This is a genomic window from Pseudarthrobacter sp. NamE2 (genome assembly GCF_005796205.1).
In the GTDB taxonomy this organism is placed as follows: Bacteria; Actinomycetota; Actinomycetes; order Actinomycetales; family Micrococcaceae; genus Arthrobacter.
Genome location: NZ_VAHN01000020.1, coordinates 1 through 25,939, shown reverse-complemented (window position 1 = coordinate 25,939; position 25,939 = coordinate 1). Strand labels below are relative to the sequence as shown.

The following is a 25,939-nucleotide window of genomic DNA, read 5'->3' as shown; positions in this document are numbered from 1 at the left end:
TCTTCCAAAAGGTCTCAGGGCTGTACTGATTCCTTCGAGCCTAAGGAGTCTGGCCTCGGTCTGGATAAGACCTAAAGTGCGTGGACGGATAAGCGTCCCTTATGACCGGCAAGGGTTTCTGCATCGCCTTCCAGGACCAGGTGAAACTGGAGCCCCAGGCTTCTCCCCCGCTCGACGGCTAGAATCCTTGGCTCCCTCAAAGTGTTGAAGCTTCGGCGGACCCAACAGATACTTATGGCTCCACGCAGTTTTCGTATTTCCCGAGCCCTGCCCGTTCGGCCTAACCTTCTGGATAAGTCTGCAGCCCCGACGCTCTGGAAACCGGCACTACTGCAGCAAAATGCAGTTCTGCCGGGTTCGTCCGGAATGCACGTCGATGATGTGAGGAATACAATTGCCTGCACCCAAAACACGTCGCCCCGACGCTGCCAAAGTCACGCCGAGTGCACGACCAGATAGCGGCCCCGCGGGTTACCGGTACCGTGGTACCCGAAAGCGCAAGTCGCCTGCTCAACAGACCGAGCGGGTTCGAAAGCTGTTGAGCTACTACCGGCAGTCCATCCGTTTTAAATCCAGTAGCCTCCGCGACGCGTCTGCTCACCTGAACCAGCAGATCGCACAGGCGCTCAGCGACGGTCTAACCATCAAGGTCCTGGCAGAAGCAACCCGAATATCGCGCTTCGAAGTGCGCAGAATCGGGCTTTCCTTCCCGGATCTGCATCCAAACGCGTCGTCCCGGCAGGAGCACCTTGAGATCATTTGTGCCCTTAGCACAGAACTGGCAGCTCTGGAGCGCTCCAAAGCTGCGGTGGAAGCCAAGCAGCTCAAACTCCTCGCCGCCGCCCGGAGAAAGCGGCTCCTGGATGACTACGAACTGGCCGCATTGACTGGGCTGAATCCTGAAAACATTCGGAAAATGACGTGGGGCGTAGAGGCACGATCTGCGCTCCCTGCATAGAACCCGGTGCCTAGGAGAAGTCGATTCATGAACTGCTGTCCAAAATCGGAAAGGTGAGTCGATGAATCAAACCAGACTTCCCGATACCAAACCCGATGCCGGGCATGTCATGTTTCATGATCCATTGGCCGAAACGGCTGACGTAGAACGTGGCACCATCAGGGGCGCACAGCTCGTAGGGCTCCTCGCCAGTTCGACGCAAAGAGGATCACCAACATGTCGCAAACCGATGCAAGGGCAGCCGCAAAGGCTGAAGTTTCCCGCGACTTGGCACGCTTGGTAGCCGAGCACGCTTCTAGAACAGCGGCCAGCGGCAGACACTAACGCAAAGTCTGGTGGCCCGTTCCCAGACCGATTCATATCCCGTTGAAGTACACTCCAACCTGACGTTCGGGCCCGTGGCCAGGGAGGATTCCCCTGTCGTTAGAGCTCTCGTCTTGTTCGCAGACACCTGTCGAGTCATGAGACGTGAATTGACGGCTGATTCCCCAAGCGATCTCAATCAGGCCCCGGATCTGTTGAGAATTTCTAGGTTTCGCGGGCTGCCGCACTCGGGTTTCCCGTCCCTCCAACTGTCAGAATGGGATCTGAGAACATCATTGAGCCAGTGTCGGTGAAGCGGAATTTCACCCTATTCTGACGCCGACGCAAATCGTCGCGTTCAGATGAGGACGGTCTGGCGGGCCGCATCTTGCCACGCAATGCCAGTCACCTCCGTCCGAGTTTCGCCCGAAGGCGACCTCGAGAAACCTTGACGAGTGAGGCGGGTACCGGACCCTCATCCGATTTCTCTTGCCTCCGGAATGACCCGATGGCTACTTGCGGCACACGCGGCCCGCGCTCGTGGGGGTCGATACGTGGGTGAGCTCGTTTCAAGCAATGGCTGGTTGCAAGCCCTCAGGTCGGGCGCAGGAATCAGCCCCTTCGTGTTCGCTTTTGACCCGGTCGGCGAAAAGGTGGAAGGGTGCCATCTGGACTAAGGGCTCTGTTCCTTCCGCTTCCGGATGCCATTGGACTGCCCAGATGAGCCCGTTCGTGGTTGAGAATGCTTCAGGTAGCCCGTCGGGTGCGGTCCCTTCCAAAATCAGGCCATGTCCGAGGCGATCGATGCCTTGGTGGTGTGCTGACGCGATGTTGGGCGTTTTAGTTCCCGAGGCCAGTGCCAGTGGTGAACCGGACCGCAGGGCAACGCGGTGCCAAGACCATTCGGCGACATCTGCACTCATGATCCGATGAGTGGTTTTGGTGGGCTGCAGGTCTTGATGGAGGGTCCCGCCGAACAAGGAGTTTAAGATCTGCATCCCGCGGCAGATCCCCAAGATGGGTATCTCCTGGGTCAACGCAGAGGATGCGACGTTGAAGTCCAAGGCGTCTTGGTTTGGGTTCACGTCGTAAACCTGGGGAGATTGGGACTGTCCGTAGCGTTCAGGGTCAATGTCTCCCCCGCCCGGCAGCACCAGTCCGTCGAACTGAGCCATATCGGTAGCGGGATCATCGATTATCACCGGCTGCAGGTCTTGGGATTCAACCAGGGACACAATGCTGTGGAAAGCCTTGGCGGCTATGATGACGCGGGCATCCATGGAATTGGAATTGAGGCGGGCGGGAATCGCGACGCGCGGACGTTTTTGTTGCATGAGTTCTTTCGTTGCCAAGTTGATTGAGGATGGGTTCGCCAGTCGCGTGAATGGGTTTCGGAATTTTTGAAGCACCGTGCACGGTATCGGCGAATGCAGCGATTTCCTTTTACGCGCCCGTGTCCGAACCCCGGGTGGAATGCTCCACGTGCAGCGCATGGACGGCGAGTGTGGAGCCACGTCAGGCAAGCTCCTACAGAATGGGTTGGATCGCCCGCTTCCATGCGACCGCGATGCCGTTGTGGGCCGGCATCACGCTCCCTTCGCTAATAAACCGCGCCGCTTTAGGTTCTGATGCCACTGCCCACCATCCACTGACAGGACAGTGCTCCCCGGTACGAAGAACGCGCCGTAGCCCGAAATCGGCGGCGCGCCCGGTTTTCATGAGGCTTCTGTTTTTCAAGGCGACTCCATTCATCAGTAGTTGAACCTTGTGAAACTAAATGAATGGTAGTAAATGATAGTTTCGTGCGTGTTACTTCCCGATCGACTGAAGGCATCTCATGAATTCGTCCACTGTGGGCAGGTTCGTAGTTCCACGGGCTGCGTAGAGGGCGGTTTGCGGTCGTCCGGTGATCGGCCGCGTGACGACGCCCGGCATCTGAAAGCGCCGGACTGATTCCGGGAGGAGGGAGGCGCCAATGCCGGCTGCAACGAGGCCGAGGACGGTTTCTTGGTGTATGGCCTGCTGGGCAACCCGTGGTGGAGCTTGCCCGTCAAACAGCTGAAGCACCCGGGAAACAAACCCAGGCATGAGCCGATAGGGAAAAAGGATCATGGGCTCACCAGAGAGATCGTCGGGCCGGATCTCTGAATTTCTGGCCAGAGGGTGCGCCTCGGGCAGGACGGCAACAAGATCCTCCGCGCTCACCCGTTGCATGGCCAGCCCGGGGACCTGGCCGGGGTCGCGAAGAAGGCCAACGTCCAAGTCGCCGTCGAGTAGTTGTTCGACCTGCTCGCCGCTGGTCAGGGGGCGCAGGACGAGTTGCACCCGGGGGCGCTGCTCCCTGAAATTCCGGAGCGCTTCCGGGATGGCGGTGTAGCTGGCCGAGCTGACAAATCCAACCCTGATCCTTCCACTCATTCCGGTAGAGACGCTGGCAACATCGCCTGCTGCATCGTCGAGTTCTGCCAAGGCGTCCTGGACCCGTCGCTTGAATGACTCCCCCGCAGGGGTCAGGGTGACCCGCCGTGTGGTCCGGTCAAAAAGCTGGACGCCGAGCTCACGCTCCAGCCGCCGTATCGCCACGGTTAGAGGTGGCTGGGTGATGTGCAACCGATCAGCGGCACGGCCGAAATGAAGCTCGTCCGCAACCACGAGGAAATACCGAAGCTGCCTGAGTTCCATGACTGATTCTTTCGATAGACAGTAATAATCACTTTGCAAATGATATTGGACGCGCGCACTCCTGCGATGGGTTACTGGAGACAACGCAATACGCACCCCTCAATCACAATTGGGAGCCACTCAATGGAATCGATCGAATATGCCGTTGTCGGGGCGGGGCTCTCCGGCGCGGCTTCTGCCTGGCAGCTTGCCGTCCGCGGCCACGAAGTAGCGCTGCTGGAGCGGAGCACGCCGGCAAACGACGCGGGCAGCTCACACGGCTCGGCCCGGATCTTTCGCTATGCCTACCCAGACGACTTCTACACCGGACTTGTCCTGCAAGCGAAGGCAGGCTGGGACGAACTCGCCCACCTAACCGGCAAGCAACTGATCACCCCTACCGGCGCCGTGGACTACGGCGCGGTCCGGCAACCGGAACGCCTCGCTGCAGCGTTGACCAACTACGGCATTGAGCACGAACTCCTCTCGGCCCAAGAAGCACAAACCAGGTGGCCGCAGATCGCCTTCGACACCGACGTGCTCTGGCACCCCGGCGCCGGGGTCATCGACGCCCACGAATCCGTGGCAGCCATGGTCGCCCAGGCAACCGCAAACGGCGCAGCCCTGCACACCAACTGGGCCGTCGCGTCCATCACCGGAACCGCGGGCAACTACGTCCTCACCTCGGATGACGGACGTTCGCTGCACGCCGGGAACGTCATCGTCGCAGCCGGCGGCTGGCTTCCCCAATTGCTCGGCTCACTGTCCCTGCCGGTGGGATTCCTGGCGAACATGCCAGCACTGGAAGTCCGGCAGGAACAGGCCTACCACTTCCCCTACGCCGACAGCGCGGACACCGGCAACACACCCTGGCCCACGTTCATCCACAAACGCGACGGCTGGCAAGCGTACGGCCTGCCCGGTGGCCGCGATGCCGGCTTCCGGGGACAAAAAGTCGCCGAATACAACGGCGGCAAAACCCTGCCGTCCGCCGCGGACCAGGACGGGCTGATCGACCCTGCCAACCGCCGCCGAGTGATCGACTACGTCGAGAAGTACCTTCCCGGCCTGACTCCCGAACCATACGCCGAAACCACCTGCCTCTTCACGAATACCCCCAGCGAGGACTTCATCCTGGACCGTGCTGACGGCATCACCCTCCTCTCCCCCTGCTCCGGCCACGGCGCCAAGTTCGCACCGCTGATCGGGCAACTCGCTGCCGACCTCGCCACCGGCGCCGGAACCGTTCCGGAACAATTCCGCCTCGACGCCCAAACCGCCATGGCAGGAGCACACTGATGCCAGAAATCGCCACCGCTACGGTGGCCACCGTGACCGGCCTGCTGTCGGACATCGCCGCAACAGGCGCCGATCCCTTGCGCGGCGGCTACACCCGCCCCGTCTACTCCACAGCCGAACTCGACCTGCGTGAATGGTTCATCGAACAGGCCACCAAACGTGGCCTGTCTGTGGAAACAGACCGCAACGGCGCCATCTGGGCCTGGTGGGACATCCCGGGCGGTGACCGCAGCAACAGCCTCATTACCGGCAGCCACCTCGACTCCGTCCCCGGCGGTGGCCACTTCGATGGCCCCCTCGGTGTAGCCTCCGCCCTGGTCGCCGTCGATATGCTCAAAGCCCGCATCACCACCCCAACACGGCCACTGGCCGTTGTGGTCTTCTCGGAAGAGGAAGGTTCCCGCTTCGGCGTCGCCTGCCTCGGCTCGCGCCTGATGACCGGCGCCATTGACGCGGACAAAGCCCGGAACCTCAGTGACCCGGAGGGCAACACCTTCGCCGACATCGCCCGCGCAAACGGCCTCGACCCCCGCTTTCTGGGAAAGGATGAACAGCTCCTGGGGCAGATCGGCGCGTTCGTCGAACTCCACGTCGAACAAGGCCGCGGCCTGATCGACCTCAACCGGCCCATCGCCGTCGCTTCATCGATCCTCGGCCACGGCCGATGGCGCCTGAGCATCAACGGACAGGGAAACCATGCCGGCACCACACTGATGGCCGACCGCCGCGACCCCATGATTGCAGCTTCCCGTACCGTCGTCGCCATCCGCGACACCGCCCGCCAGCAGCCCCACGCCCGCGCTACAGTTGGCCGCCTGCAACCAGTCCCCGGCGGGACCAACGTCATTGCTTCACGAGTGGACTTCTGGCTCGACGTCCGCCACCCCGATGACGCCATCACCGCCTCCCTCGTGGAAAGCATCCACACCCAGGCGCAACTGATTGCCGCCGAAGAAGGCTGCACAATCGAACTCACAGAAGAATCACTGAGCCCCACAGTCCACTTCGATCCAGGACTGCAGCAACAACTCCAACACGCGCTGCCGGACGCACCCATGCTTGACACCGGCGCAGGACACGACGCCGGGGTACTCTCCCCCCTAGTCCCAACAGCCATGCTGTTCGTCCGCAATCCCAGCGGCATATCCCACTCCCCCGAAGAACACGTGCTGGACGAAGACGCCGAAACCGGAGCCCAAACCTTGGCAGACGCCCTCGCGGCGCTCATGACCTAACGCCTTAGGACTGACCACCCGTACCGCCACGCGGTGCGGGCGCTTCAGTCTGCAGTGAACCGGCCCAGAAAGAAGTTACACGCCGGAAACATCGCCCTGACGCAGCCGAAACCCACCCTGCGTTTACTCGTACTCACCACCGTTTCATGACAAGAATTTCAGGAGTCAATGTGTCTACCCGTATCAACTTCCGGTACCTCAGCGAACCGAACATGATCGAAGCCGGTGTCGGCGACCTTGTCCGCTGCACCAACGTGATGGAAGAGGCCCTGATACTCCTGCGCCAGGGTGATTACCGAATGGCCGGCGAGAACGGAAACTCCCACGGGGCAATGATCACCTTCCCCGCTGACCCCGCATTCGAGGGCATGCCGAAGGACGGCCCCGACCGCCGCTTCATGGCAATGCCCGCATACCTGGGTGGCCGGTTCGGAACCACCGGCGTGAAGTGGTACGGCTCCAACACCGAAAACCGGCAGAAAGGGCTTCCCCGCTCGATCCACGTCTTCGTCCTAAACGACCGGGACACCGGGGCGCCACTGGCCATCATGAGCGCCAACCTGCTTAGCGCCTACCGCACCGGCGCCGTCCCGGGTGTCGGCGTCAAGCACCTCGCAAAAGCCGACGCCAAGGTTGCCGCAGTCGTTGGCCCGGGCGTCATCGCCCGCTCCGTCCTCGAAACCACCCTTGCGCTGCGCCCCTCGATTGACACCTTGTACGTAAAGGGCCGCAGCACCGGCACCACGCAGGCCTTCGTCGACTGGGCTACCGCCAAGTTCCCCCAGCTCACCACGGTCACCGCCGCACACACCATCGAGAACGCAATCGCCGACGCCGATGTCGTCATGGCCACCACGTCCACCGACGCGGCAGGAAGCGAAGCCTTCCCGTACTTCCCGAAGCATGCAATCAAGCCCGGAGCCCTCCTGCTCCTGCCCGCCGCCGCGCGCTTCGATGACGACTTCCTCCAGGGAGACGCCCGCCTGGTCATTGACGCCGAGGGCCTCTACCGGGCGTGGCTCGATGAATACGGCCCCACCGCCTACCAGATTCTGGGCATCCCCGGATCGCACTGGTTTGGTCTGCTCGAGGAAGGAAAGATCCCGGCCTCAAAGATCGAAGAAATCGCCGACATCGCCACCGGAAAGCTCCCCGCACGACGCGACGACGAAGAAATCATCCTCTACTCCGTCGGCGGCATGCCCATCGAAGACGTTGCCTGGGCCACCGAGCTGTACCAAACCGCTGAAGAGAAGAACATCGGCACCGTCCTGAACCTCTGGGACACCCCCGCCCTGGCCTGATCCAAAGACCCGCATGGGGGCAGCCGTCACCTGCCCCCATGCACCCCTTTTACTCCGCACACCCGACGCAATCTTCCAACCGCGTCCATTTCGAAAGAGGCTTCCCATGGATTCGGGAAATGTCGCCTGGCTACTGGTCAGCTCGGCTTTGGTTTGCTTGATGATCCCCGCACTGGCCCTCTTTTATGGGGGAATGGTCGGTTCCCGCCGTATCCTCAACATGATGATGATGTGCTTCGGTGGCGTCAGCATCGTCGCCGTCCTGTGGGCCGTCTTCGGCTACTCGGCCGTTTTCGGCAACTCAGTGGGCGGACTCGGCCTCATCGGAGACGTCACCGAATACCCCGGCCTGGAGCAACTGCTGGCCGAGGACCCGAACGCATCCCTCCCACCGGCTCTGTTCGCAGCATTCCAGCTTTTCTTCGCAGGCATCACCACCGCCATCATTGCCGGGGCCGCAGCAGGACGCATGAAATTCGGCGCCTGGATGCTGTTCGCCGCACTCTGGGCGACACTTGTCTACCTTCCCGTTGCCCACTGGGTCTTCGCCCTGGACTCGCCCGACGGCACCATCACCGGAGGATGGATCCTCAACGACCTCAAAGCCATAGACTTCGCCGGCGGCACAGCCGTCCACATCAACGCCGGCGTCGCCGCCCTGGCACTCTCCCTGGCGCTCGGACGCAGCACCGGCTGGCCCAAGAGCGAACACATCCGCCCCCACAGCCGGCCCCTGGTACTCGTCGGCGCCGGACTCCTCTGGGTTGGCTGGTACGGCTTCAACGCCGGATCAGCCCTGGCTGCCGGGAACACCGCATCCGTCGTCTTCCTCACCACTGCGGTGGCAGGCGCCGCCGCGCTCCTGGGCTGGATTGCCGTCGAACGCCTCCGCCGCGGCCGTGCCAGCAGCGTGGGAGCTGCTTCCGGCCTGGTCGCCGGCCTCGTAGCCATCACACCCGCCTGCGGAGCAGTCAGCCCCCTCGGCGCTATCGCCATAGGCGCAATTGCTGGAGCCGTATGCTCTCTGGCCGTCGAATGGAAGTTCCGCCTCGGCTTCGATGACTCCCTGGACGTCGTCGGCGTTCACCTGGTCGGCGGCATCATCGGCACACTGCTCATCGGCATCTTCGCCACCGACGCAGCCCCGAACAAGGCAGCAGGGTTGCTTTACGGCGGCGGACTCGACCTGCTCGCCACACAGGCCCTCGCCACCGCAGCCGTCCTCGTTTACTCCTTCGCCGCAACCTGGGTCGTGGCAAAGCTCGTCCAGATTACCGTCGGTCTGCGTATCCGTCCCGAGGACGAACTGCGCGGCATCGACCTCACCGCTCACGCGGAGGAGGCCTACCTCGTGGACGAAGAACCCGAAATGCTCGGCTCACCCTCGCGGTCCTGATGGACATCATCCGATTCGCCGACCTCGAAGGGTCACCGTGGATCAACGGCGGGGGCAGTCTCAAAGTGATCGCTGCAGGCACCTTGGCCCAGGGCGGGGGTCTGGACATCGGCGCAGGTGACCATTGGGACTGGCGGCTCTCCATCGCCGATGTCCGGCAGCCCGGACTCTTCTCCGGGCTGCCGGGCATTAGGCGCGTTCTCACCCTGGTGGACGGCGGCCCGCTTCAGCTCACCATCGATGGCACCTCCCGCTCGGTGGCCTCACACCAGCCACTGTCGTTCGACGGGGGCGCCGTCACCACAGCAGAACTGCCCCAGGGCCCGGTGAGGAACCTGAACCTCATGTGCAGGGCGGGCCGGACCGAAGGCACCGTTACGATCCTGCCGCTCGGTGAACACCAGCTGATGCCGCATCAAGTAGCTGTTCTCCTAGATGGTCACGCCCATGCCAGTGGCACGGCGCTGCGCCGGTTCGATGCAGTGCTTGGGTCAAAAGCAGCGCCTCAAGTGATTCGGGGCCAAGGCACCGCGGCCCTCGTCGAACTTAACCCTTGCTGATTCCGCTCCGGCAAGCACAGCGCACGTTGCCTGCAAGGTCAGGGTGCTGCCACTGCCAGGAACCGAATAGGCAATTCCACCAAGCGCAGCGGCCCGTGGGGCCCCTCCCCCTCAAACACAAGTGAGTCGCCGGGGCCGAGGTCATATTCATAGGATCCATGGCCGTAGACCATGCGGCCCTCAAGCATGTAGATGAACTCGGTACCAGCATGCTGAAACTGGGGAAACACATCAGAGGCGCTCGTCAGGGTTACCAGGCTCGGCTCAATGGCACGCGCCCGACGCTTAAGCTCGCCCAGCGAACGGTATTCATGGCCATGCCGTGTGCCGCTGCGGACGGTAACGCTACCCTCTCCCGCACGGGTGAGAGTCGCCTCGCGTTCGGTATCCGCACCTTGGAACAGCGCCGTAACCGGGATATTCAAACCCTGGGCCAGCCGATGGAGAGTAGTAAGAGAACAGGACGTGTTAGCCGACTCAATCTTGGAGATCATCGCCTTGGACAGACCCGTCCGGGCCGCCAACTCCGCGGCCGACATGCCAGCCCCTACCCGATGCCGCTTTACCTGGCCTGCGATAACGCTTTCCAGGGGACCGGGAGCATCCAACGTTCCGGGGCCGGACTCGGCAGAAAGTACCTTCTCCGTCTGCCCAGTTGTCATAAATTGAGTATAAACGCGCGTTAACCCAGCGAGATTTGGCTACAGCACCAGGTTGCAACCTGGCTTAGGTCTGCAAACGTTGGGTGGCCGGCGGGTGGGCACAAGCTGGCGCCTTACTCCCGTCAAACGGGCGACCGCCGAGGCAGAACGGCAAGAGCACGCGCGGAAAAGACCACAGAGGCGATAAAAGAACAGCACCCCGGTCCAAGACCGGGGTGCTGCTTTGTCACTGCCAAGTTGATGAAGGATTTACCTATCGGCGGTTTCCGTCAGCCCTGTGGTACGAATTGGTGGTTAGCCTCCAACGGCGGCGGGTTGCTCCTCGAAGGCCGGGACGACGTGTTTAATGAAGAGTTCGAGGGAGCGCTTCTTTTCCTCGTGGGTAAGGCTGTTGTCGGACCAGACGCTGAATTCGGTGACGCCGAGGGCTTCGTACTTGCGGAGCCGTTCGATGATCTCCTCCGGCGTGCCGATCATGGCGGTCTTGTGCAGAGACTCAGGCGTGAACTCGGGACGTTCGGCGAACTTTTCTTCGGGGCTGGGCTCGAGGAAGCCGTTCTTGGGCGTGGTCTTGTTGCCGAACCAGGCATCGAAGGTCCGGTAGAACTTGTTGATGCCTTCGGCCGGGCGGCGCCAGCCCTCGGGCTCGTCTGCGGAGTGGACGTGGGTGTGGCGCAGGACCATGAGGTCCGGACGGGGCACGCCCGGGTTTTTCTCGACAGCTGACTCGAACTTGTTGACGAGGTCCTCGACCTCCTCGTCACCCTTCATCAGCGGGGTGACCATGACATTGCATCCGTTCTCGACCGCGAACTCATGCGAGGAAATATCGCGGGCGGCGATCCACATCGGCGGGGTCGGCTTTTGGACGGGCTTGGGAACGCTCGTTGAAGTGGGGAACTGCCACACTTCGCCATTGTGTTCGTAATCGCCTTCCCACAGCTTGCGCACGGCAGGGACGAGCTCACGGAGGTGCTTGCCGCCGTCGACCGCTGACATGCCGCCCATCAGGCGGTCGAACTCAAACTGGTAGGCTCCGCGGGCCAGGCCCACTTCCATGCGGCCGTTACTGATGACATCCAGGAGGGCGCACTCCCCCGCGACGCGGAGCGGGTTCCAGAACGGGGCGATGATGGTTCCGGCGCCGAGGCGGATCTTTGAGGTTCGCGCGGCCAGGTTCGCGAGCTGGGGCATAGGACTCGGCGAGATGGTGTATTCCATCGAGTGGTGCTCACCGATCCAGACGGTGCTGAAACCGCCGGCCTCGGCCATGAGGGTGAGCTCGGTCAGGTTTTCGAAGCTTTCCTGGTACGAGACGGACTCGTCCCAGCGCTCCATGTGGACGAAAAGGGAAAAGCGCATGAGTAAAACTCCTTCGTTCGGCGGCGGTGTCCGCCGCCGGCGTGATTAGTGGGCGCAGCTACTTGGCTGCGGCGTTGCGTTCGGCGATGGTCTGGTTGCCGCGGGACCAGTGTTCGTGCTCGACCTCGCGGATGATGACCGTGGTGTTCTCAGGTACCGCACCGACAGCCTTCTCCGCGGCCTGGTGCAGCTCGTTGATGAGTGAGCGGAGCTGTTCAGGGGTCCGGCCCCGGGCAATGGATACTTCAATGAGCGGCATTTCGGGCTCCTTAGCTGCGCAGGACGAACGGATCGGAGACAGGGCCTTCGTCGGTGTTGATCCAGACGCTCTTGAGCCGGGTGTATTCGTGCATGGACTCAAGCCCGTGCTCGATGCCCACGCCGGAGTTCTTGAACCCCTGCCGCGGTGACATTGGGGACATCGCCCTGTAGGTGTTGACCCACACCGTGCCTGCTTCGAGCCGGCGGGCCATCCGGTGGGCGCGTGCGAGGTTCTGGGTCCAGACGCCGGCGGCGAGGCCGTATTCGGTGTCGTTGGCCAGGCCCACCACCTCGTCTTCGGAATTGAAGGGCATGATCGCGGCCACCGGCCCGAAGATCTCTTCGCGCACCACGCGCATGGTGTTGTCGACGCCGGTCAAGACGGTGGGTGCGAAGAAGTAGCCGGGGAGTTCGATGTCCGGGCGCTTGCCGCCTGTCCGCACCGTTGCGCCCTCGCTGACGCCGATGTCGACGTAGGAGCTCACCTTGTCCAGCTGTGCGCCGAACGCGAGGGGTCCGAGTTCGGTGGTGGCCAGGCGCGGGTCGCCGATGATGATCGACGCGGCACGTTCGGCGACCCGTTCAACGAGTTCGTCATAGACGCTGCGGTGGGCGAACACCCGGCTGCCGGCGATGCAGGTCTGCCCGGCGGCGGCGAAGATGCCGGCGATGACTCCCATGGCCGCGTTGGACACGTCGGCGTCTTCAAACACGATGTTGGGGCTCTTGCCGCCGAGTTCCAGGGTGGAGCCGATGAAGCGCGACGCGGTCTCCGCGGCAATGCGGGCTCCGGTCTGGGTGGATCCTGTGAAGGAAATCTTCGCCAGGTCGCGGTGGCTGACCAAGGCGGCACCCGCTTCCTGTCCGAAGCCGGTGACAACGTTCACCACACCGTCCGGGAATCCGGCCTGCGTGGCCAGCTCGGCGACGCGGAGGATGGTCCGGGAGGTGTACTCGCTGGGCTTGATGACCACGGTGTTGCCCGCGGCCAGTGCCGGGGCGAGCTTGGAAGTGGTCAGCGTCAGGGGCGAGTTCCACGGCGTGATGGCCCCGACGACGCCGAGCGGCTCGCGCTGGGTGTAGTTCAGCATGGTGATCGAGTTGGTGGGGATCTGGCTGCCTTGGACCTTGTCCGCGAGCCCGGCGTAGTAGTAGAGGTACTCGGGCAGGTTGGCGAGCTGGCCGCGCATCTCGCGCAGCAGCTTGCCGTTGTCCAGGGTTTCCAGCTCGGCGAGCTCGTCTGCGTGCTCGCCGATCAGGTCGCCGAGGCGGCGAAGGAGGTGGCCGCGCTTGGTGGCGGTGAGATCGCGCCATAGCGGGGACTCGAAGGCTTCCTTGGCCGCCGCGACGGCACGACGGACGTCCTCTTCGGTACCGCGGGCGGCTTCATAGAGCAGCTCAAGGGTTGCCGGGTTGGTGCTGGGGAAGTATTCCCCGCCGGCGGGAGCAGACCAGGTACCGCCGATGAAGTGGTCGAGTCGGAGCGTCATGCCCGTTCTCCTTCGGATTCTTGGATGAAGTCGTTGATTGCCCCGGCCAGTACGTCGGCGCTCTGGACCGGCAGCATGTGCCGTGCGCCGGGAACCACCAGGCTCCTTGCCCCGGGGATGGCTGCCGCCAGGCGGCGGGTCATGTCCGGGGTTGATCCGGGGTCCAGCTCACCGGTGACAGCAAGGGTGGGAACCTGGATGCGGCCGAGTTCGGGGCCGATGACCGCGTCCCCGGTCGCGAAGACGCGGTAGGCGTGCACAAAGGATGCGACGTTGTTCGCTTCCAGGGTTCGGCGGGTCGCTTCCACGACATCCGCTGGCACGGATGTGCCGGTGTACCAGCGGTCGATCGATGCCTCAACGTTGGCCGGAAAGTTGTGCTCCGCGGAAGCCAGCCGTGCCATAACCGCCCGTGATTCAGCCTCCGTGCGTCGGCACACCGAGTTCACACAGGTCAGGGTCGCCACCCTTTCCGGGTGGAACCTGGCGATGTGTTGCGCGATCAGCGCCCCAAGCGAGAACCCAACCAGGTGGCTTCGCCCGGGAAGACGGTCCAGCACGTCGGCTGCGAGATCCGCGAGCGAAACCGGCAGGGTCAGCGCCGGTTGACGACCGTGGCCCGGAAGGTCAAGGGCAACTGAATCCCGCTTGAGGGCATCCCGGACCGGGGCCCACATGCTCGCGTCCAGACCCACGCCATGCAGCAGGGCTACGGGGGTTTCAGGCACTTGGGTCACTGCTCCGTGGACAGGGGCGCCAGGCGCTCCTGCGGCCGTCCCTGCGCGGAAGCGGCCAGGGCGATAAGGATCTCACCGGGGTGCGGTGCGTCGGCCACCCGGACCTCCACGCTCTGGTGGTGGGAGCGGATGGTGGCGTCCGTGATGTGCTTCATCGGGATGTCGAAGACGGTACCGGCCGGTGCGCGCTTCTCGACGGCGGGCAGCAGCGTGGTGGCGGAGGTGGCCTGGCGGTAGTGGTCGCCGAACTTCAGCGTATGAATCAGCGCCGAGCCGTGCTCAATCTCGCCTTCGATACCGACGATGGCCGCCTTGCCGTAGGCCTCAACGGGGGCGCCGAGGGCCTCGATGACCTTGGGGGTCAGAAGCTTGCCGAGATCCGAGGCGGTGGCATCGATGCCCGCGCTGAGGTCCTCAACGAAGCCCTGGCCGGCCCACGGGTTTTCAACGACGGCGACGGCGATCGCAACACGGGCGCCTGGCGATACGGGGCGGCCACCTTCGGTCAGGATTTCTTCGGACAGGGTGACGATTTTGCGGATGTTCACGGCAGGATTCCCTCCAGGATTTGGGCGGTTACGGGGCGGTCGGTGGTGCGGTCACCGATGCGGGGGTGCGGGCGCGAACCGGTTGAGGCGGCGGCGACCACGACGATTTCGTTGGGGTGGGGCGCATCGCTCAGGTTCAGCGTCAGGGTTTGGTAGTGGCTGCGGGTGGAGGCGGCTTCCTTGTGCCACATCGGCACGGCAATGGTGGTTCCCGGCTCTGCCCGGTCGTCCGAGAAGGACAGGATCGAGGTGCCTTCGAGGAATTCGCGGACAAGGTTGCCGAAGAACGGCGTATGAATGAGCGCTGCGGCGTGCTCAACCTCGCCCTTCAGCCCGACGACGGCGGACTTGCCGAACGCCTCAATCTCGCCGGCGCCTCCCAGGGCTGCCGTGAGACGGTCGGTAAGGATTTTCGCGAGCACGGGAGCGATCCGTTCGGTTTCCGGTGCAAGATCGGTGGAAACAGCCGAACCGCTCCACGGGTTGCGGATCACGGCGGCCGCGGCGGCCCTGGTCACGCTGGTGACCAGGGCACCTGATCCGTCGCGGAGGATTTCTTCCGTCATTACGGTAACTTTGCGGACGCCAAGTTCCCGGGCGAGTTCTTCGATAGCGGTCGCCTGGTTGGTTCCCTCAGCGACGGGGGTGATGGTCTCAGACACGGTTCAACCCTTCTTTGGGTAGGTGGTGGCAGTCATGGGGTTCCTTTCGGTGACTAAGCTTCTTTTTCGGCACCGGTGACAGAACCGGCGTCTGCGCCGCGCGACGCGGCGAGGCTTGAGGCATTGACGTGGCCGCGCATGGCGAGTTCGGCGCCCACCGGATCCTTTTCCAACAGGGCGTCGACCACCGACTGGTGTTCCCGGATAGAGGCACGCATGCGGGCGGGACGCTCGACGGTTTCGAGCACGATCCGATGGTAGGCCAGCTGGTTCATAAGGCGCCCGTAGTGCTCGACGAGCTTGGAGTTGTCAGAACCCTGCACGATCGTCCAGTGGAACTCATGGACAAGTTCGGCGTACTTACCGGTGTCGGCACGCCGTTCGGCGCGCTCTGATTCCTCGATGTTGCGCTTGAGGATCTCCAGTTCCGGCACGGGCCCGCGCCGGGCAAGCAGGCCCGCAGCCAGGCCCTCGAGGCTTTCCTTCAATTGGAAGAGTTCCACGATTTCGCGGCGGGTCGGAATGCGGACAAACGTCCCCACTTTGGGACGGATCTCCACAAGACCCTCGTTCTCCAGCTGCTTGAGCGCCTCACGTACCGGCGTCCGGCTCACCTCGAACTCCTCGGCCAGGAACAACTCCGGCAAAGGTGCGCCAGGCGGGTACTCGCCGCTGAGGACCAGCTTCCGCAGCTTGTCCAACAGGGTGGCCTGGGTGGCGGACCCCTGGATGCCTTTTCGCAACTGAGTGACTTCTTGCATGCATCAAAACTACGTTGCATACAAGAAGAGCGTCAAGACCCTGCGGTTATTTCGCGGATCCACTTGATTTTTGCAGCCCTATTGACGTGGGTCACATTGCGGTCCTACCGTTGTGGCATGCAAGAAACACTCAATGACGCCGTGACCGCCGCCTGGACTGCAGCCTGGGACGAGGGTGATGTCACCGCATTCGACGCCATCGTCACCGCTGACTACCAGCGTGAGAGCACCGGCACGAAGAAGGTGTCCGGGCTGAAGGAGCTGCAGCAGGAAATCCTTGACGTCCGGGCCGCATTCCCGGATCTGACCACCCGCATCGAGAAGGTCATCGCCAACGGCGACGACATGGCCATCTTCTGGAAGTCGACCGGAACCTTCACTCGCCCGCTTAGAGGCGTCCCGCCTACAGGCCGCGTCGTGGAAACCCGCGGCTCCAATGCCCTGACCCTCCGGGACGGGCGCATCGCCCACGAACAGGTGACCTGGGACGCCGTCGAACTCCTCGCCCATGTGGGCATCCCCTCCCTCGGGTCCGCCTTCGAGGAAGAAACCCCGGAAGTGGTCGTCGACAACCTGTCCGGAAACCTGCCGCAGGACATCATGAAGGGATTCAACCGGCAGTTCATCACCGGCGTCACCGTGGTGACCACCGTTGATGAAGACGGCAACCCAAAGGGCCTTGCCGCCAACTCCTACGCCTCGATCTCCCTGGACCCCCCACTCGTTCTCGTCTGCGTCCAAAAGACGTCCTCGACCTACCCCGCCCTGTTCCAGTCGTCCCATTTCGGGATCAACATCCTCAGCAACGACCAGCTGGGAACCGTTAAGACCTTCGCCTCAAAGACCCCGGACAAGTTCGCCGACCTGGAATGGCACGCCGGCCCCAACGGCGTACCGCTCATCGACGGATCAGCAGCGTCCCTCGAAGCGGAGATTAAGGAACGCTTCCAGGCCAAAACCCACACCATCTTCGTCGGCCGGGTCCGGCACGCCGAGGTCGCCGAAACGGCGCCAATGATTTACAAGGCAGGCCACTTCTTTGACGGTGCGCAGCTCGAGGAACTCTGACCCACGCGCGTCAGCGCCCTGGCCCTGCCACCCCGGGCAGGCCAGGGCAGCCCACCATCCCCCCACAGGGAACCCATCAACTTTCCAACTAATGCAGCGTTGCATCTGGAGCACCCATGACCCACACACAAAATGCCGAGGACCTGATGGACACGACAAAGCCAGGCACGGGCGCGAGCCCAACCGTCCTCAACTCCCCCAACGGCGACGGCCCGGTCATCGAAACACCGATGGCCAAGGCGGACCGCCTCCGGGGCAAGCCCGGTGCAGTCTTCTGGGCATCCGTCGGCCTCATCGGGGCCTTCACGGCCTGGGCATCACTGTCCCCGGCGAGCCTCAGCGCTGTCATGACCGCAGCGATGGACTGGGTGGCCCAGAGCGTGGGATGGAGCTACCTGGTGGTCACCCTCGGGTGCATCGGGCTGCTCATCTACATCGGCCTCAGCCGGTTCGGACGCATCCGGCTGGGTGCCCAGGACGCCAAACCTGAGTTCAGCACCTGGGCCTGGCTGGCGATGATCCTCTCGGCCGTCATGGGCATTGGACTGATCAGCTACGGCGTCGCCGAACCCATCTCGCACTTCGCGTCGCCCCCGCACGGCCTGGCCCAGGCAGGCACCATGGAAGCCGCGGTCCGCGCCATGCAGTTCTCCTACTTCGACTGGGGCCCGCACGCCTGGGCAGTCTTCGGCGTCTTCGGCCTCGCGATCGCCTACTCCACGCACTGCCGCAACAACGCCGGCCTGGTCTCCCCCATGCTCCGCCCGGTCTTCGGCAGACTCGTTGACGGCTGGTTCGGCAAGATGATCGACGTCTTCGCCATCATCGCCACCCTCTTCGGAACCACCACCTCGCTCGGCCTGGGCGCTTCCCAGATCGGTGAGGGCCTCAACCGCGTCTTCGGGATCCCCTCCAGCCTGGTCGGGCAGATCCTCATCATCGCCGTCATCACCGTGATCTTCACATTGTCCGCCCTGTCGGGTGTTCACCGCGGCGTTAAGTACCTCAGCCAGGGCACCATGGTCCTGTCCGTCGGCCTGGCAGTGTATGTCCTGTTCACCGGCCCCACGAACTTCATCTCCAACCTCTTCTTCCGCTCGCTCGGCGAATACCTCAGCGGCTTCTTCGCCGTCAGCCTGCTCACCCCGGGCACACCGGAGGATGTCCAGTGGATGCAGTGGTGGACCTACTTCATGATGGCCTGGTGGCTGAGCTGGGGCGCCTTCGTCGGCGTATTCCTCGCCAAGATCTCCAAGGGACGCACCATCCGCGAATTCGTCGCAGGCGTCATGATCGTCCCCAGCGTTGTCTTCTTCGCCTGGTTCACCATCTTTGGCGGCACCGCCATCAAGTTCGACATGGACAACGGGGGCCAGATCGGCGCCGCAGCCCTCGAAGACGTCAACTCGGCCTTCTTCGCCACTCTCGCCGGGCTTCCACTCTCGGGCCTGACGTCCATTGTGGCCATCTTCCTGGTCGTGATGTACTTCGTCTCCGGCGCCGACGCGAACACCTTCGTCCTGAGCATGATGTCCTCCCGCGGAACGCTGAACCCGACCAAGCCCGTCCTGACCACCTGGGGACTGCTGACCGGGCTGTGCGCCGTCGTGCTCCTCATTGTCGGCGGCCTGGGTGCCCTGCAGCAGGCGGCCATGCTCTCGGCCCTGCCGTTCACCGTGATCGTCGCACTCCTCGGCGTCGGCCTGGTCAAGGAACTCCGAAATGACCCCCGCTTCGACCGCACCCGCTCCGTCACCCAAAGCGATCTCAACAAGATCCTCACGCCCAAGGCGTAACACCTTCAGTGAGACTCCCGGTGGTTGAGCCTGTCCCAAACAGGCTCAACCACCGATCCATGACCTTTTTCTTTCCCCAAGGAGCACCATGTCTCTTGCCCCTTCCCTTTCTCCCGCTGTCTCCTCCGAGCGGGAGGCCTCCCTTCTCGCCTCGGTGCCCACCGGCCTTCTGATCGGTGGTGAGTGGCGGGAGGCGTCCGACGGCGGCACGTTCGATGTGTACGATCCCGCTACCGGGCAGGTGCTCGCCACCCTTGCCTCGGCTACGAGCGAGGATGCGATCGCCGCGCTGGATGCGGCCGACGCCGTCCAGGCCTCCTGGGCACGCACCGCACCCCGGGTCCGGGCCGAGATCCTCCGCCGGGCCTTTGACCTGGTCACCGAGCGTGCCGAGGACTTCGCGCTGCTGATGACCCTGGAGATGGGTAAGCCGCTGGCGGAGGCCCGGGGTGAGGTGACGTACGGGGCGGAGTTTTTGCGCTGGTTCTCGGAGGAAACCGTCCGCGATTACGGCCGCTACCTCACCACGCCTGAGGGGAAGAACAAGATCCTGGTCCAGCACAAACCGGTCGGACCCTGCCTGCTCATCACCCCGTGGAACTTCCCGCTCGCAATGGCCACCCGCAAGGTAGCACCCGCAGTCGCCGCCGGCTGCACCATGGTGTTGAAACCCGCGAAGCTGACCCCGCTCACGGCGCAGTACTTCGCACAGACCATGCTCGACGCCGGCCTGCCAGCAGGCGTCCTCAACGTCGTCTCCTCCGTCTCGGCGTCCGGGATCTCCGGGCCGCTGCTGAAAGACTCCCGCCTCCGGAAAGTGAGCTTCACCGGCTCCACCCCGGTCGGCAAACGGCTCATGGCCGATGCCGCCCAGAACGTGCTGCGGACCTCGATGGAACTGGGCGGGAACGCCCCCTTCATCGTGTTCGAAGACGCAGACCTGGATGCAGCTGTTGAGGGGGCGATGGCGGCGAAGATGCGGAACATGGGCGAAGCCTGCACCGCAGCGAACCGGTTCCTCGTTCATGCATCCGTCGCGCAGGAATTTACCCGCAAGTTCGCCGCAGCGATGGGCGCCCTGACCACCGGCCGCGGTACCGACCCCAACACGAAGGTCGGGCCACTGATTGACGGCGGCGCCCGGGATGACGTGCACGCTTTGGTGAGCGCCGCCGTCGACGCCGGCGCAATTGCCGTCACCGGCGGTGGACCTGTGGACGGGCCCGGATACTTCTACCAGCCCACCGTCCTCGCCGACGTCCCCAATGACGCGGCGATCCTGGGCCAGGAAATCTTCGGCCCCGTCGCCCCCGTCACCACCTTCACCACCGAAGAAGAAGCCATCCGGCTGGCCAACGCCTCCGAGTACGGCCTCGCGTCCTACCTCTACAGCAAGGACTTCAACCGGCTCCTGCGCGTGGCGGAACAGATTGAGTTCGGCATGGTCGGCTTCAACGCCGGCGTCATCTCCAACGCCGCAGCACCCTTCGGCGGAGTGAAGCAATCAGGCCTAGGCCGCGAAGGCGGCTCCGAAGGCATCGCCGAATACACCACCACCCAATACATCGGCATCGCCGACCCCTACACCAGCTAGCCGCGCCGGTTGGAGCCGTGCGTTGGGATGTACAAGGAGAGTTTCATGGCTCAAAGTGTTTCCGATTGGAGCTCACTGATCGGGCAAACTGTCGAGCTGCGGCGACAAGGACAAGTGGTACGGCAGGGCAAAGTGGACATGGTGTCGGATGACTCCTCGATGTTGTGGCTGGAACCAGATGCTACGCATGGCAGGCAGCTCTTCCTGCGTGCAGATGGCTACGTCATCACGACTTTCGGATGCCATGACTAGCACCCCCCGGCTGCTGCCCAAATGGGCGTTGCAGCGGGTTGCCGCTTATCTGGAACATCATGAGAAGTCCCGCGACGGTCAGCCCGACCCGCTGCAGCTCGCCCAGCGGACCGGCCTGAGCAAGAGTCTGGCCCGCCAATGCCTTCGGGAACTGCAGCACCACCCCTAGCGAGGACTCTTACTGGCCTCTATTGACTGGCCGCCTAATGAGCTGTTGAGAGGTCCTGTAGCGGATCTGGCCATCATGGATTTTGCCTCCCCGAAAGGGGGAGTGGTAGCTAATTTTTTCCAGGGGGTCATCCTAATGAGTGCGCCCCGGACAAGGCCCGGGGCGCACTCATTGGATTCTGTGTCACGTCGAAGAGCTCGGGTAGAAACGGCTCCCCTGCAGTCCTCATGGCGTGAAAAGGAATGTGAGCGGGACTGTACGTCTTACTCGACTCGATGTGAGCGAGTGCGTGCCAGGGCTATAAAACCGGTGGTCAAGCCAATTAATCCTGTTGCAAGGCCCAGCCATCCAGCTGTCGCTCCGGCATCATTTGCAGGGGAGGTGCTGGACGCCGCCGCAGCCGGGACCGTGGCGGGCGGTGTTGTTGCCCCGCCGTGCGAGTGTCCGTTGGACTTTGCCGTCGTGGTAAAGGCAGGTGCGGGGTACTTCGGTTCGGCTTGGCCCTCGGTAGCTCCTTGGTCCCATTTCACGGTGTTCCCGTCGGTGTAGGTCTGTGACGCGGGCAGGATCAGTTCAGTACCGGCCGTGGGTAGCACCCCGACTGAAATGGAAAACGTCTGGTACTCGTGCGGGCCGATTTGATGGGTCTCGTCCGCCGTCCAGATGACGGAGGTCGGGGCCTTGGTGACCGTAGCTCCGTTGACGGTCACGGGCTCTGGCAATTCGCTGATCACAACCTCTGCCTTCCATCCGTCCAGGGGTTTTACAGAGACAGAGCTGAAGGGAGTTTGCGTGGGCAGGGAAACTTCAAGTTTGTTCGTTTTGGCCGTTTCAGATTCGTTCGGCACCCGGAAAGTCAGTTGGGTGTAGCTTCCCTCAGAGGTGCCGTCGGGGTCGACGCGGACATGGGCGGAAGCTGCGCCCGCGCCGAGGGTAATTAGGCCGGCAGCCAACGTCGTGGCAGCGATGGTGTCGAGGGTACGACGACGCAATGTATTCATGGCAGGAACGCCTTTCACTAAGGGATGGTCAGGAAAACCCAGTTACGCCTGTTTACAGGCCTTGTGCGGCGGCGGCCGGTCCTGAGTGTCCCCTGTTCCGAATGGAAGGCGGGTATTCAGGCGGCCGCGTGGACGGCAGGCGGACCTCGCCGGGCGGGAAGACGGAGTGCGGTGGTTGCCGGGGAAGGCACGACACCGGCCGGCCACTCCACGCTGACCACTGGCGGCAAGGCGTTGAACTCAGGGACCTGCACCAGTGGCTTAAGCCAGCTGACCACCAGGCGCACCGCATCCTCGCCACGCGCCAGGAACAACGCGGCGACCACGCTGGCTATAGCGTGGGCAGTCATCATGGGCCAGCCTCCGCCCGCGTCAAGGGACGAAAACGCGGTCCCTAAGAAGGTGCCAGGGCTGGAAGTCGGTAGATGTACGGAATGACCGGAAGCAGGCAACAGCAAGCCCGATGCGAAGTGTTGGCCGGGGACAAGGGCGCCGAAGGACCAATGCAACCACCCCTGGCCGGCCGCCATCAAGCCAACGAGCACAGGTACCGAGAACCGGAATGACGACATCACCAATACTGGAATCATGGTTACCGCGCAGAGCGCGATCATGACCTCCGGCCGGGGTAAGGCTCCCCCACCGGCAACATGTCCGCCCGCACCCAGAACGACAATCAGTGAACCCACCAGACCGGCGCGGAGCAGCCGGACGGACCTTTGGTTCGTCATCCTTGGGGTCTCCTTCCGGGTCCGGTGACGACTGTGCGCACAGCCCCCCGACGTGGGAAGCGTGCCACCTATGGTCCTGCCATATGCGATGACGGGAAACGCTGTTTTGGGATAGTTCCACTGGTTTTTCGGATAGGGCTCCGATAAAGGGACCCGTCACAGCTACGGAACGAGCATCAATACGACGCCTCTTATGAGTGCGTTGATGCACAACCCGAAAGTGTAGTGAGAACCGTCATAAAACAGCGTTATCGCAGCCTGACTGCTTCGGAAGTATGGACGTCAACCGGAAGGAATCCACCGCCGCCCAAGGCGGCCGGTGACCGAATCGAAGGGGATATCGTGAGTCCAACAGCAAGTGCGACGCGTGCCGTCTACAGCACCACAGGTGACATCGTCCGCAACCTGTCCCTTGTAAGGGACGAAATTGTGGACACTGCTGCCAAGATCAATGAAGAGGAATTGGCGGGCTTGGCTGCCCATATCTGCCATTCAGGGCGGGTATTCGTAGCCGGAGCAGGACGTAGCGGCCTGGTTCTGCGGATGGCCGCGATGCGGCTCATGCACCTGGGTTTGACCGTTCATATCGCCGGTGACACCACTACTCCGGCGATCAGCTCCGGCGACCTGCTGTTGGTCGCTTCGGGGTCGGGAACGACCTCCGGTGTGGTCAAGTCAGCAGAGACCGCGGCCAAGGCCGGGGCGCGAATTGCCGCGTTCACCACCAACCCGGACTCACCACTGGCCGGGCTTGCTGACGCGGTGGTGATCATTCCGGCCGCGCAGAAAACCGACCACGGCTCCAGCGTTACCCGCCAGTACTCCGGGTCCCTGTTCGAACAGACCCTGTTCCTGGCCACCGAGGCGCTCTTCCAGTCTCTCTGGGAGAACACCGACGAGCCCGCCGAGGAGCTTTGGCTCCGGCACGCCAACCTCGAATAACACCCCGGCAGCTCTTTCCAATTTTCCGTACATCCACTGCAGTTCCCAACAGAAAGAAACACATCATGAAACTCCAGGTAGCCATCGACCTCCTGACCACCGAAGACGCCCTCGAACTGGCCGGCAAGGTCGCCGAGTACGTCGACATCATCGAACTCGGCACCCCGCTGATCAAGGCCGAAGGCCTCTCCGTGATCACCGCGATCAAGGAAGCCCACCCGGACAAGATCGTGTTCGCCGACATGAAGACCATGGACGCCGGTGAACTCGAAGCCGACATCGCTTTCAAGGCCGGCGCCGACCTGGTCACCGTGCTCGGCACCGCTGATGACTCCACCATTGCCGGGGCCGTGAAGGCAGCCAAGGCCCACAACAAGGGCGTTGTCGTTGACCTGATCAGTGTCGAGGACAAGGTCACCCGTGCCAAGGAAGTCCGCGCTCTCGGTGCCAAGTTCGTTGAGATGCACGCCGGCCTGGACGAGCAGGCCAAGCCCGGCTTCGACCTCAACGGTCTGCTCCGCGCCGGCGCCGAAGCCCGGGTCCCGTTCTCTGTAGCAGGCGGCGTGAAGGTCGCCACCATCGGTGCCGTGCAGGAAGCCGGCGCCGACGTTGCCGTCGCAGGCGGTGCGATCTATAGCGCAGCCGACCCCGCCCTGGCAGCAAAAGAACTCCGCGAAGCTATCGCCTAACCATCCCTAGCTGTGGTGGCGTCCTGCGGTTTGGCACCCAAAGGACGCCACCTCCGGCGCTGGCCTGAGACGTCACGGACATGCAGTTATCGGGTTACCCACTTTGCTGTATCGGACAAACGTGGTTGTACAACTTGGCCCAAAGGACTGAAACGTGAATGGACGGAAACTAAAACTTGCGGGGGCAAGTCGAAGGCTAACCGATCAAAAGCCTGTCCGCGCTTGGGACTGCCTGCAGCATGGGAATTGCGTCGAAGTGTGGTCGAACGATTTCTTCCTCTACACCGCCCTTGTGGACGAGCGTGCTGACGACGGACAGCTCATCTGGCTCATCGACAAGAGCACAGGCAGCCGTCGTTTGTTTGTCCGTGGTGATCCAGTCACCCTCTACTGGATATAAGACGCAGCACCCGTTAAGGATCAGGGGTTGGGCTATTGGGGGACCCTAATCCTCGAAAGGAAACAGTGATCATGCCTCAACAGATAGACGAGCACCTGGAAGTCCGCGTTACCGATCCCAGTCGCCTCTATGAGTTGCTCGATCGTGCAGAAGCAGAGCTTCGCGAGGTAGCGTTCTCCGTAGGTTGTGCAGGCATCCTTGTAACACGCCACGATTCCCGCCGGTACACCATCGCCCTCAGCGACGCTGTTCCCTTTGGTGAGACCCGCGAACAAGTACTGTCGTAAGCTGGCAGAGAGTCAATTGCGCGCCGGTATCGCAAGAAGTCATAGGAAGACCCGTGAAGCTGCTCACGGCGTGCGAAAGCGGACCTTTGCCATCATTTCGTTCTCCATGAGCTGAGGCAAAATGCACCTAGACTCTGTAAGCCTGCGTTCACGCCAGATCCACCAGGAAGCCTCGCCACAGCTGTTCCTCCGCAACCGGGCAACGGGCTGCAAGGTCTAACCTACGCATCTACGGGTTGTTATAGGTGCTCGGGCAGGGTGAGTTCCACCGGCCATCTGAAAGGAAGACAAGAGAATGGTGCACAAAGTTCAAGCTGTGATTGTCCGGGAGAAGGACGCGCCGGTTTCGTTGGAGACGATCCTGGTGCCGGATCCGGGTCCGGGCGAGGCCCTGGTGGACATTCTCACCTGCGGCGTCTGCCACACGGACCTGCATTACAAGCAGGGCGGCATCGGCAACGACTTCCCGTACCTGTTGGGCCATGAGGCCACGGGCGTGGTCAGCGCCGTGGGCCCTGACGTTACTTCCGTGGCTCCGGGCGATCGGGTGATCCTGAACTGGCGCGCTGTGTGCGGGCAGTGCCGTGCCTGTGCCAAGGGCCAGCCGCAGTACTGCTTCAACACGCACAACGCCACCCAGAAGATGACCTTGGAGGACGGCACCGAACTCTCTCCCGCCCTGGGTATCGGTGCCTTCGCCGAGAAGACGCTGGTCGCCGCCGGGCAGTGCACCAAGGTCGATCCTGATGTTGATGCTGCGGCCGTTGGCCTGCTGGGCTGCGGTGTGATGGCCGGCATCGGGGCGGCGATC

The 25,939-nt window shown here is 62.9% G+C and carries 28 protein-coding genes; 16 read left to right on the top strand and 12 right to left on the bottom strand.

The features are described 5' to 3' along the window. Window positions 1-394: 394 nt before the first annotated feature. Entirely contained in the window at window positions 395-958 is a 564-nt protein-coding gene (locus FDW83_RS17670) for a hypothetical protein (RefSeq protein WP_205754695.1), read from the top strand. Between the two features lie 872 nt (window positions 959-1,830). Here FDW83_RS17670 and FDW83_RS17665 read toward each other — a convergent pair. After that, the gene (locus tag FDW83_RS17665; protein ID WP_171027611.1) at window positions 1,831-2,613 is read right to left on the bottom strand and encodes a gamma-glutamyl-gamma-aminobutyrate hydrolase family protein; all 783 of its coding nucleotides are present in this window, start codon (window positions 2,611-2,613) and stop codon (window positions 1,831-1,833) included. Window positions 2,614-3,070: 457 nt separating this feature from the next. Then, window positions 3,071-3,943 (bottom strand): LysR substrate-binding domain-containing protein, encoded by an 873-nt coding sequence (locus FDW83_RS17655; RefSeq protein WP_138139408.1) that lies wholly within the window; start codon window positions 3,941-3,943, stop codon window positions 3,071-3,073. Window positions 3,944-4,066: 123 nt separating this feature from the next. Between FDW83_RS17655 and FDW83_RS17650 the strand changes: the two genes are divergently transcribed. From FDW83_RS17650 to FDW83_RS17630, 5 genes are all read left to right on the top strand, one after another. After that, window positions 4,067-5,221 carry an FAD-dependent oxidoreductase gene (locus FDW83_RS17650; protein ID WP_138139386.1) on the top strand — a complete coding sequence of 385 codons (1,155 nt, stop codon included), beginning with the start codon at window positions 4,067-4,069 and terminating at the stop codon, window positions 5,219-5,221. Then, complete coding sequence (locus FDW83_RS17645; protein WP_138139385.1) at window positions 5,221-6,456, top strand: allantoate amidohydrolase; 1,236 nt, start codon at window positions 5,221-5,223, stop codon at window positions 6,454-6,456. Before FDW83_RS17650 ends, FDW83_RS17645 begins: the two co-directional genes overlap by 1 nt. Before the next feature lie 170 nt (window positions 6,457-6,626). Further along, on the top strand, window positions 6,627-7,760 hold the full coding sequence (locus tag FDW83_RS17640) for a tyramine oxidase subunit B (protein WP_240721041.1): 1,134 nt from the start codon (window positions 6,627-6,629) through the stop codon (window positions 7,758-7,760). Between the two features lie 106 nt (window positions 7,761-7,866). Next, the gene (locus tag FDW83_RS17635; RefSeq protein WP_138139383.1) at window positions 7,867-9,156 is read left to right on the top strand and encodes an ammonium transporter; all 1,290 of its coding nucleotides are present in this window, start codon (window positions 7,867-7,869) and stop codon (window positions 9,154-9,156) included. Continuing rightward, window positions 9,156-9,716 carry a HutD family protein gene (locus tag FDW83_RS17630; RefSeq protein WP_138139382.1) on the top strand — a complete coding sequence of 187 codons (561 nt, stop codon included), beginning with the start codon at window positions 9,156-9,158 and terminating at the stop codon, window positions 9,714-9,716. The genes FDW83_RS17635 and FDW83_RS17630 overlap by 1 nt, the downstream gene beginning before the upstream one ends. A 38-nt stretch (window positions 9,717-9,754) precedes the next feature. Here the strand turns inward: FDW83_RS17630 and FDW83_RS17625 are convergent, their stop codons facing one another. From FDW83_RS17625 to FDW83_RS17590, 8 genes are all read right to left on the bottom strand, one after another. Beyond that, window positions 9,755-10,378: an XRE family transcriptional regulator gene (locus FDW83_RS17625; RefSeq protein ID WP_138139381.1), complete on the bottom strand. Its 624-nt coding sequence runs from the start codon at window positions 10,376-10,378 to the stop codon at window positions 9,755-9,757. Between the two features lie 294 nt (window positions 10,379-10,672). After that, window positions 10,673-11,740, bottom strand: a complete 1,068-nt coding sequence (locus FDW83_RS17620) for an LLM class flavin-dependent oxidoreductase (RefSeq protein ID WP_138139380.1) — start codon at window positions 11,738-11,740, stop codon at window positions 10,673-10,675. Between the two features lie 58 nt (window positions 11,741-11,798). Continuing rightward, window positions 11,799-11,999, bottom strand: coding sequence for a tautomerase family protein (locus FDW83_RS17615; RefSeq protein ID WP_138139379.1), 201 nt, complete (start codon window positions 11,997-11,999; stop codon window positions 11,799-11,801). Window positions 12,000-12,009: 10 nt separating this feature from the next. Then, entirely contained in the window at window positions 12,010-13,491 is a 1,482-nt protein-coding gene (locus FDW83_RS17610; RefSeq protein WP_138139378.1) for an aldehyde dehydrogenase, read from the bottom strand. Beyond that, window positions 13,488-14,219: an alpha/beta fold hydrolase gene (locus FDW83_RS17605; RefSeq protein ID WP_138139377.1), complete on the bottom strand. Its 732-nt coding sequence runs from the start codon at window positions 14,217-14,219 to the stop codon at window positions 13,488-13,490. Before FDW83_RS17605 ends, FDW83_RS17610 begins: the two co-directional genes overlap by 4 nt. A gap of 5 nt (window positions 14,220-14,224) precedes the next feature. Further along, window positions 14,225-14,776 carry an amino acid synthesis family protein gene (locus FDW83_RS17600; RefSeq protein WP_138139376.1) on the bottom strand — a complete coding sequence of 184 codons (552 nt, stop codon included), beginning with the start codon at window positions 14,774-14,776 and terminating at the stop codon, window positions 14,225-14,227. Beyond that, window positions 14,773-15,438, bottom strand: a complete 666-nt coding sequence (locus FDW83_RS17595) for an amino acid synthesis family protein (RefSeq protein ID WP_138139375.1) — start codon at window positions 15,436-15,438, stop codon at window positions 14,773-14,775. The genes FDW83_RS17600 and FDW83_RS17595 overlap by 4 nt, the downstream gene beginning before the upstream one ends. A gap of 53 nt (window positions 15,439-15,491) precedes the next feature. Further along, complete coding sequence (locus tag FDW83_RS17590; RefSeq protein ID WP_138139374.1) at window positions 15,492-16,199, bottom strand: GntR family transcriptional regulator; 708 nt, start codon at window positions 16,197-16,199, stop codon at window positions 15,492-15,494. A 117-nt stretch (window positions 16,200-16,316) separates the two neighbouring features. On the opposite strand from FDW83_RS17590, the gene FDW83_RS17585 reads away from it, so the two are divergent. The 5 genes from FDW83_RS17585 (at window position 16,317) to FDW83_RS19250 (ending at window position 21,078) form a co-directional block, all read left to right on the top strand. After that, complete coding sequence (locus FDW83_RS17585; RefSeq protein ID WP_138139373.1) at window positions 16,317-17,267, top strand: flavin reductase; 951 nt, start codon at window positions 16,317-16,319, stop codon at window positions 17,265-17,267. A 116-nt stretch (window positions 17,268-17,383) separates the two neighbouring features. Then, entirely contained in the window at window positions 17,384-19,063 is a 1,680-nt protein-coding gene (locus FDW83_RS17580; protein ID WP_138139372.1) for a BCCT family transporter, read from the top strand. Between the two features lie 88 nt (window positions 19,064-19,151). Further along, window positions 19,152-20,657, top strand: coding sequence for an NAD-dependent succinate-semialdehyde dehydrogenase (locus FDW83_RS17575; protein ID WP_138139371.1), 1,506 nt, complete (start codon window positions 19,152-19,154; stop codon window positions 20,655-20,657). Between the two features lie 45 nt (window positions 20,658-20,702). After that, window positions 20,703-20,909 carry a hypothetical protein gene (locus FDW83_RS17570; protein ID WP_138139370.1) on the top strand — a complete coding sequence of 69 codons (207 nt, stop codon included), beginning with the start codon at window positions 20,703-20,705 and terminating at the stop codon, window positions 20,907-20,909. Then, complete coding sequence (locus tag FDW83_RS19250; protein ID WP_171027609.1) at window positions 20,902-21,078, top strand: hypothetical protein; 177 nt, start codon at window positions 20,902-20,904, stop codon at window positions 21,076-21,078. Before FDW83_RS17570 ends, FDW83_RS19250 begins: the two co-directional genes overlap by 8 nt. 263 nt (window positions 21,079-21,341) lie before the next feature. On the opposite strand, the gene FDW83_RS17565 is transcribed toward FDW83_RS19250, so the two are convergent. Continuing rightward, a complete protein-coding gene (locus FDW83_RS17565; RefSeq protein ID WP_138139369.1) occupies window positions 21,342-22,079 on the bottom strand; it encodes a YcnI family protein in 738 nt (245 codons plus the stop codon). A 116-nt stretch (window positions 22,080-22,195) separates the two neighbouring features. Further along, window positions 22,196-22,432, bottom strand: a complete 237-nt coding sequence (locus tag FDW83_RS17560; protein WP_171027608.1) for a hypothetical protein — start codon at window positions 22,430-22,432, stop codon at window positions 22,196-22,198. A gap of 720 nt (window positions 22,433-23,152) precedes the next feature. Here FDW83_RS17560 and hxlB point away from each other — a divergent pair. From hxlB to FDW83_RS17540, 5 genes are all read left to right on the top strand, one after another. Continuing rightward, complete coding sequence (gene hxlB, locus FDW83_RS17555; protein WP_138139367.1) at window positions 23,153-23,752, top strand: 6-phospho-3-hexuloisomerase; 600 nt, start codon at window positions 23,153-23,155, stop codon at window positions 23,750-23,752. Window positions 23,753-23,817: 65 nt separating this feature from the next. Then, window positions 23,818-24,441 (top strand): 3-hexulose-6-phosphate synthase, encoded by a 624-nt coding sequence (gene hxlA, locus FDW83_RS17550; RefSeq protein WP_138139366.1) that lies wholly within the window; start codon window positions 23,818-23,820, stop codon window positions 24,439-24,441. 256 nt (window positions 24,442-24,697) lie between these two features. Then, entirely contained in the window at window positions 24,698-24,841 is a 144-nt protein-coding gene (locus FDW83_RS19245) for a hypothetical protein (RefSeq protein WP_171027607.1), read from the top strand. Between the two features lie 71 nt (window positions 24,842-24,912). Then, window positions 24,913-25,128: a hypothetical protein gene (locus FDW83_RS17545; RefSeq protein ID WP_138139365.1), complete on the top strand. Its 216-nt coding sequence runs from the start codon at window positions 24,913-24,915 to the stop codon at window positions 25,126-25,128. Window positions 25,129-25,423: 295 nt separating this feature from the next. Continuing rightward, window positions 25,424-25,939: alcohol dehydrogenase catalytic domain-containing protein (locus FDW83_RS17540; RefSeq protein WP_171027606.1), on the top strand; the 516-nt coding region annotated here is incomplete at its 3' end.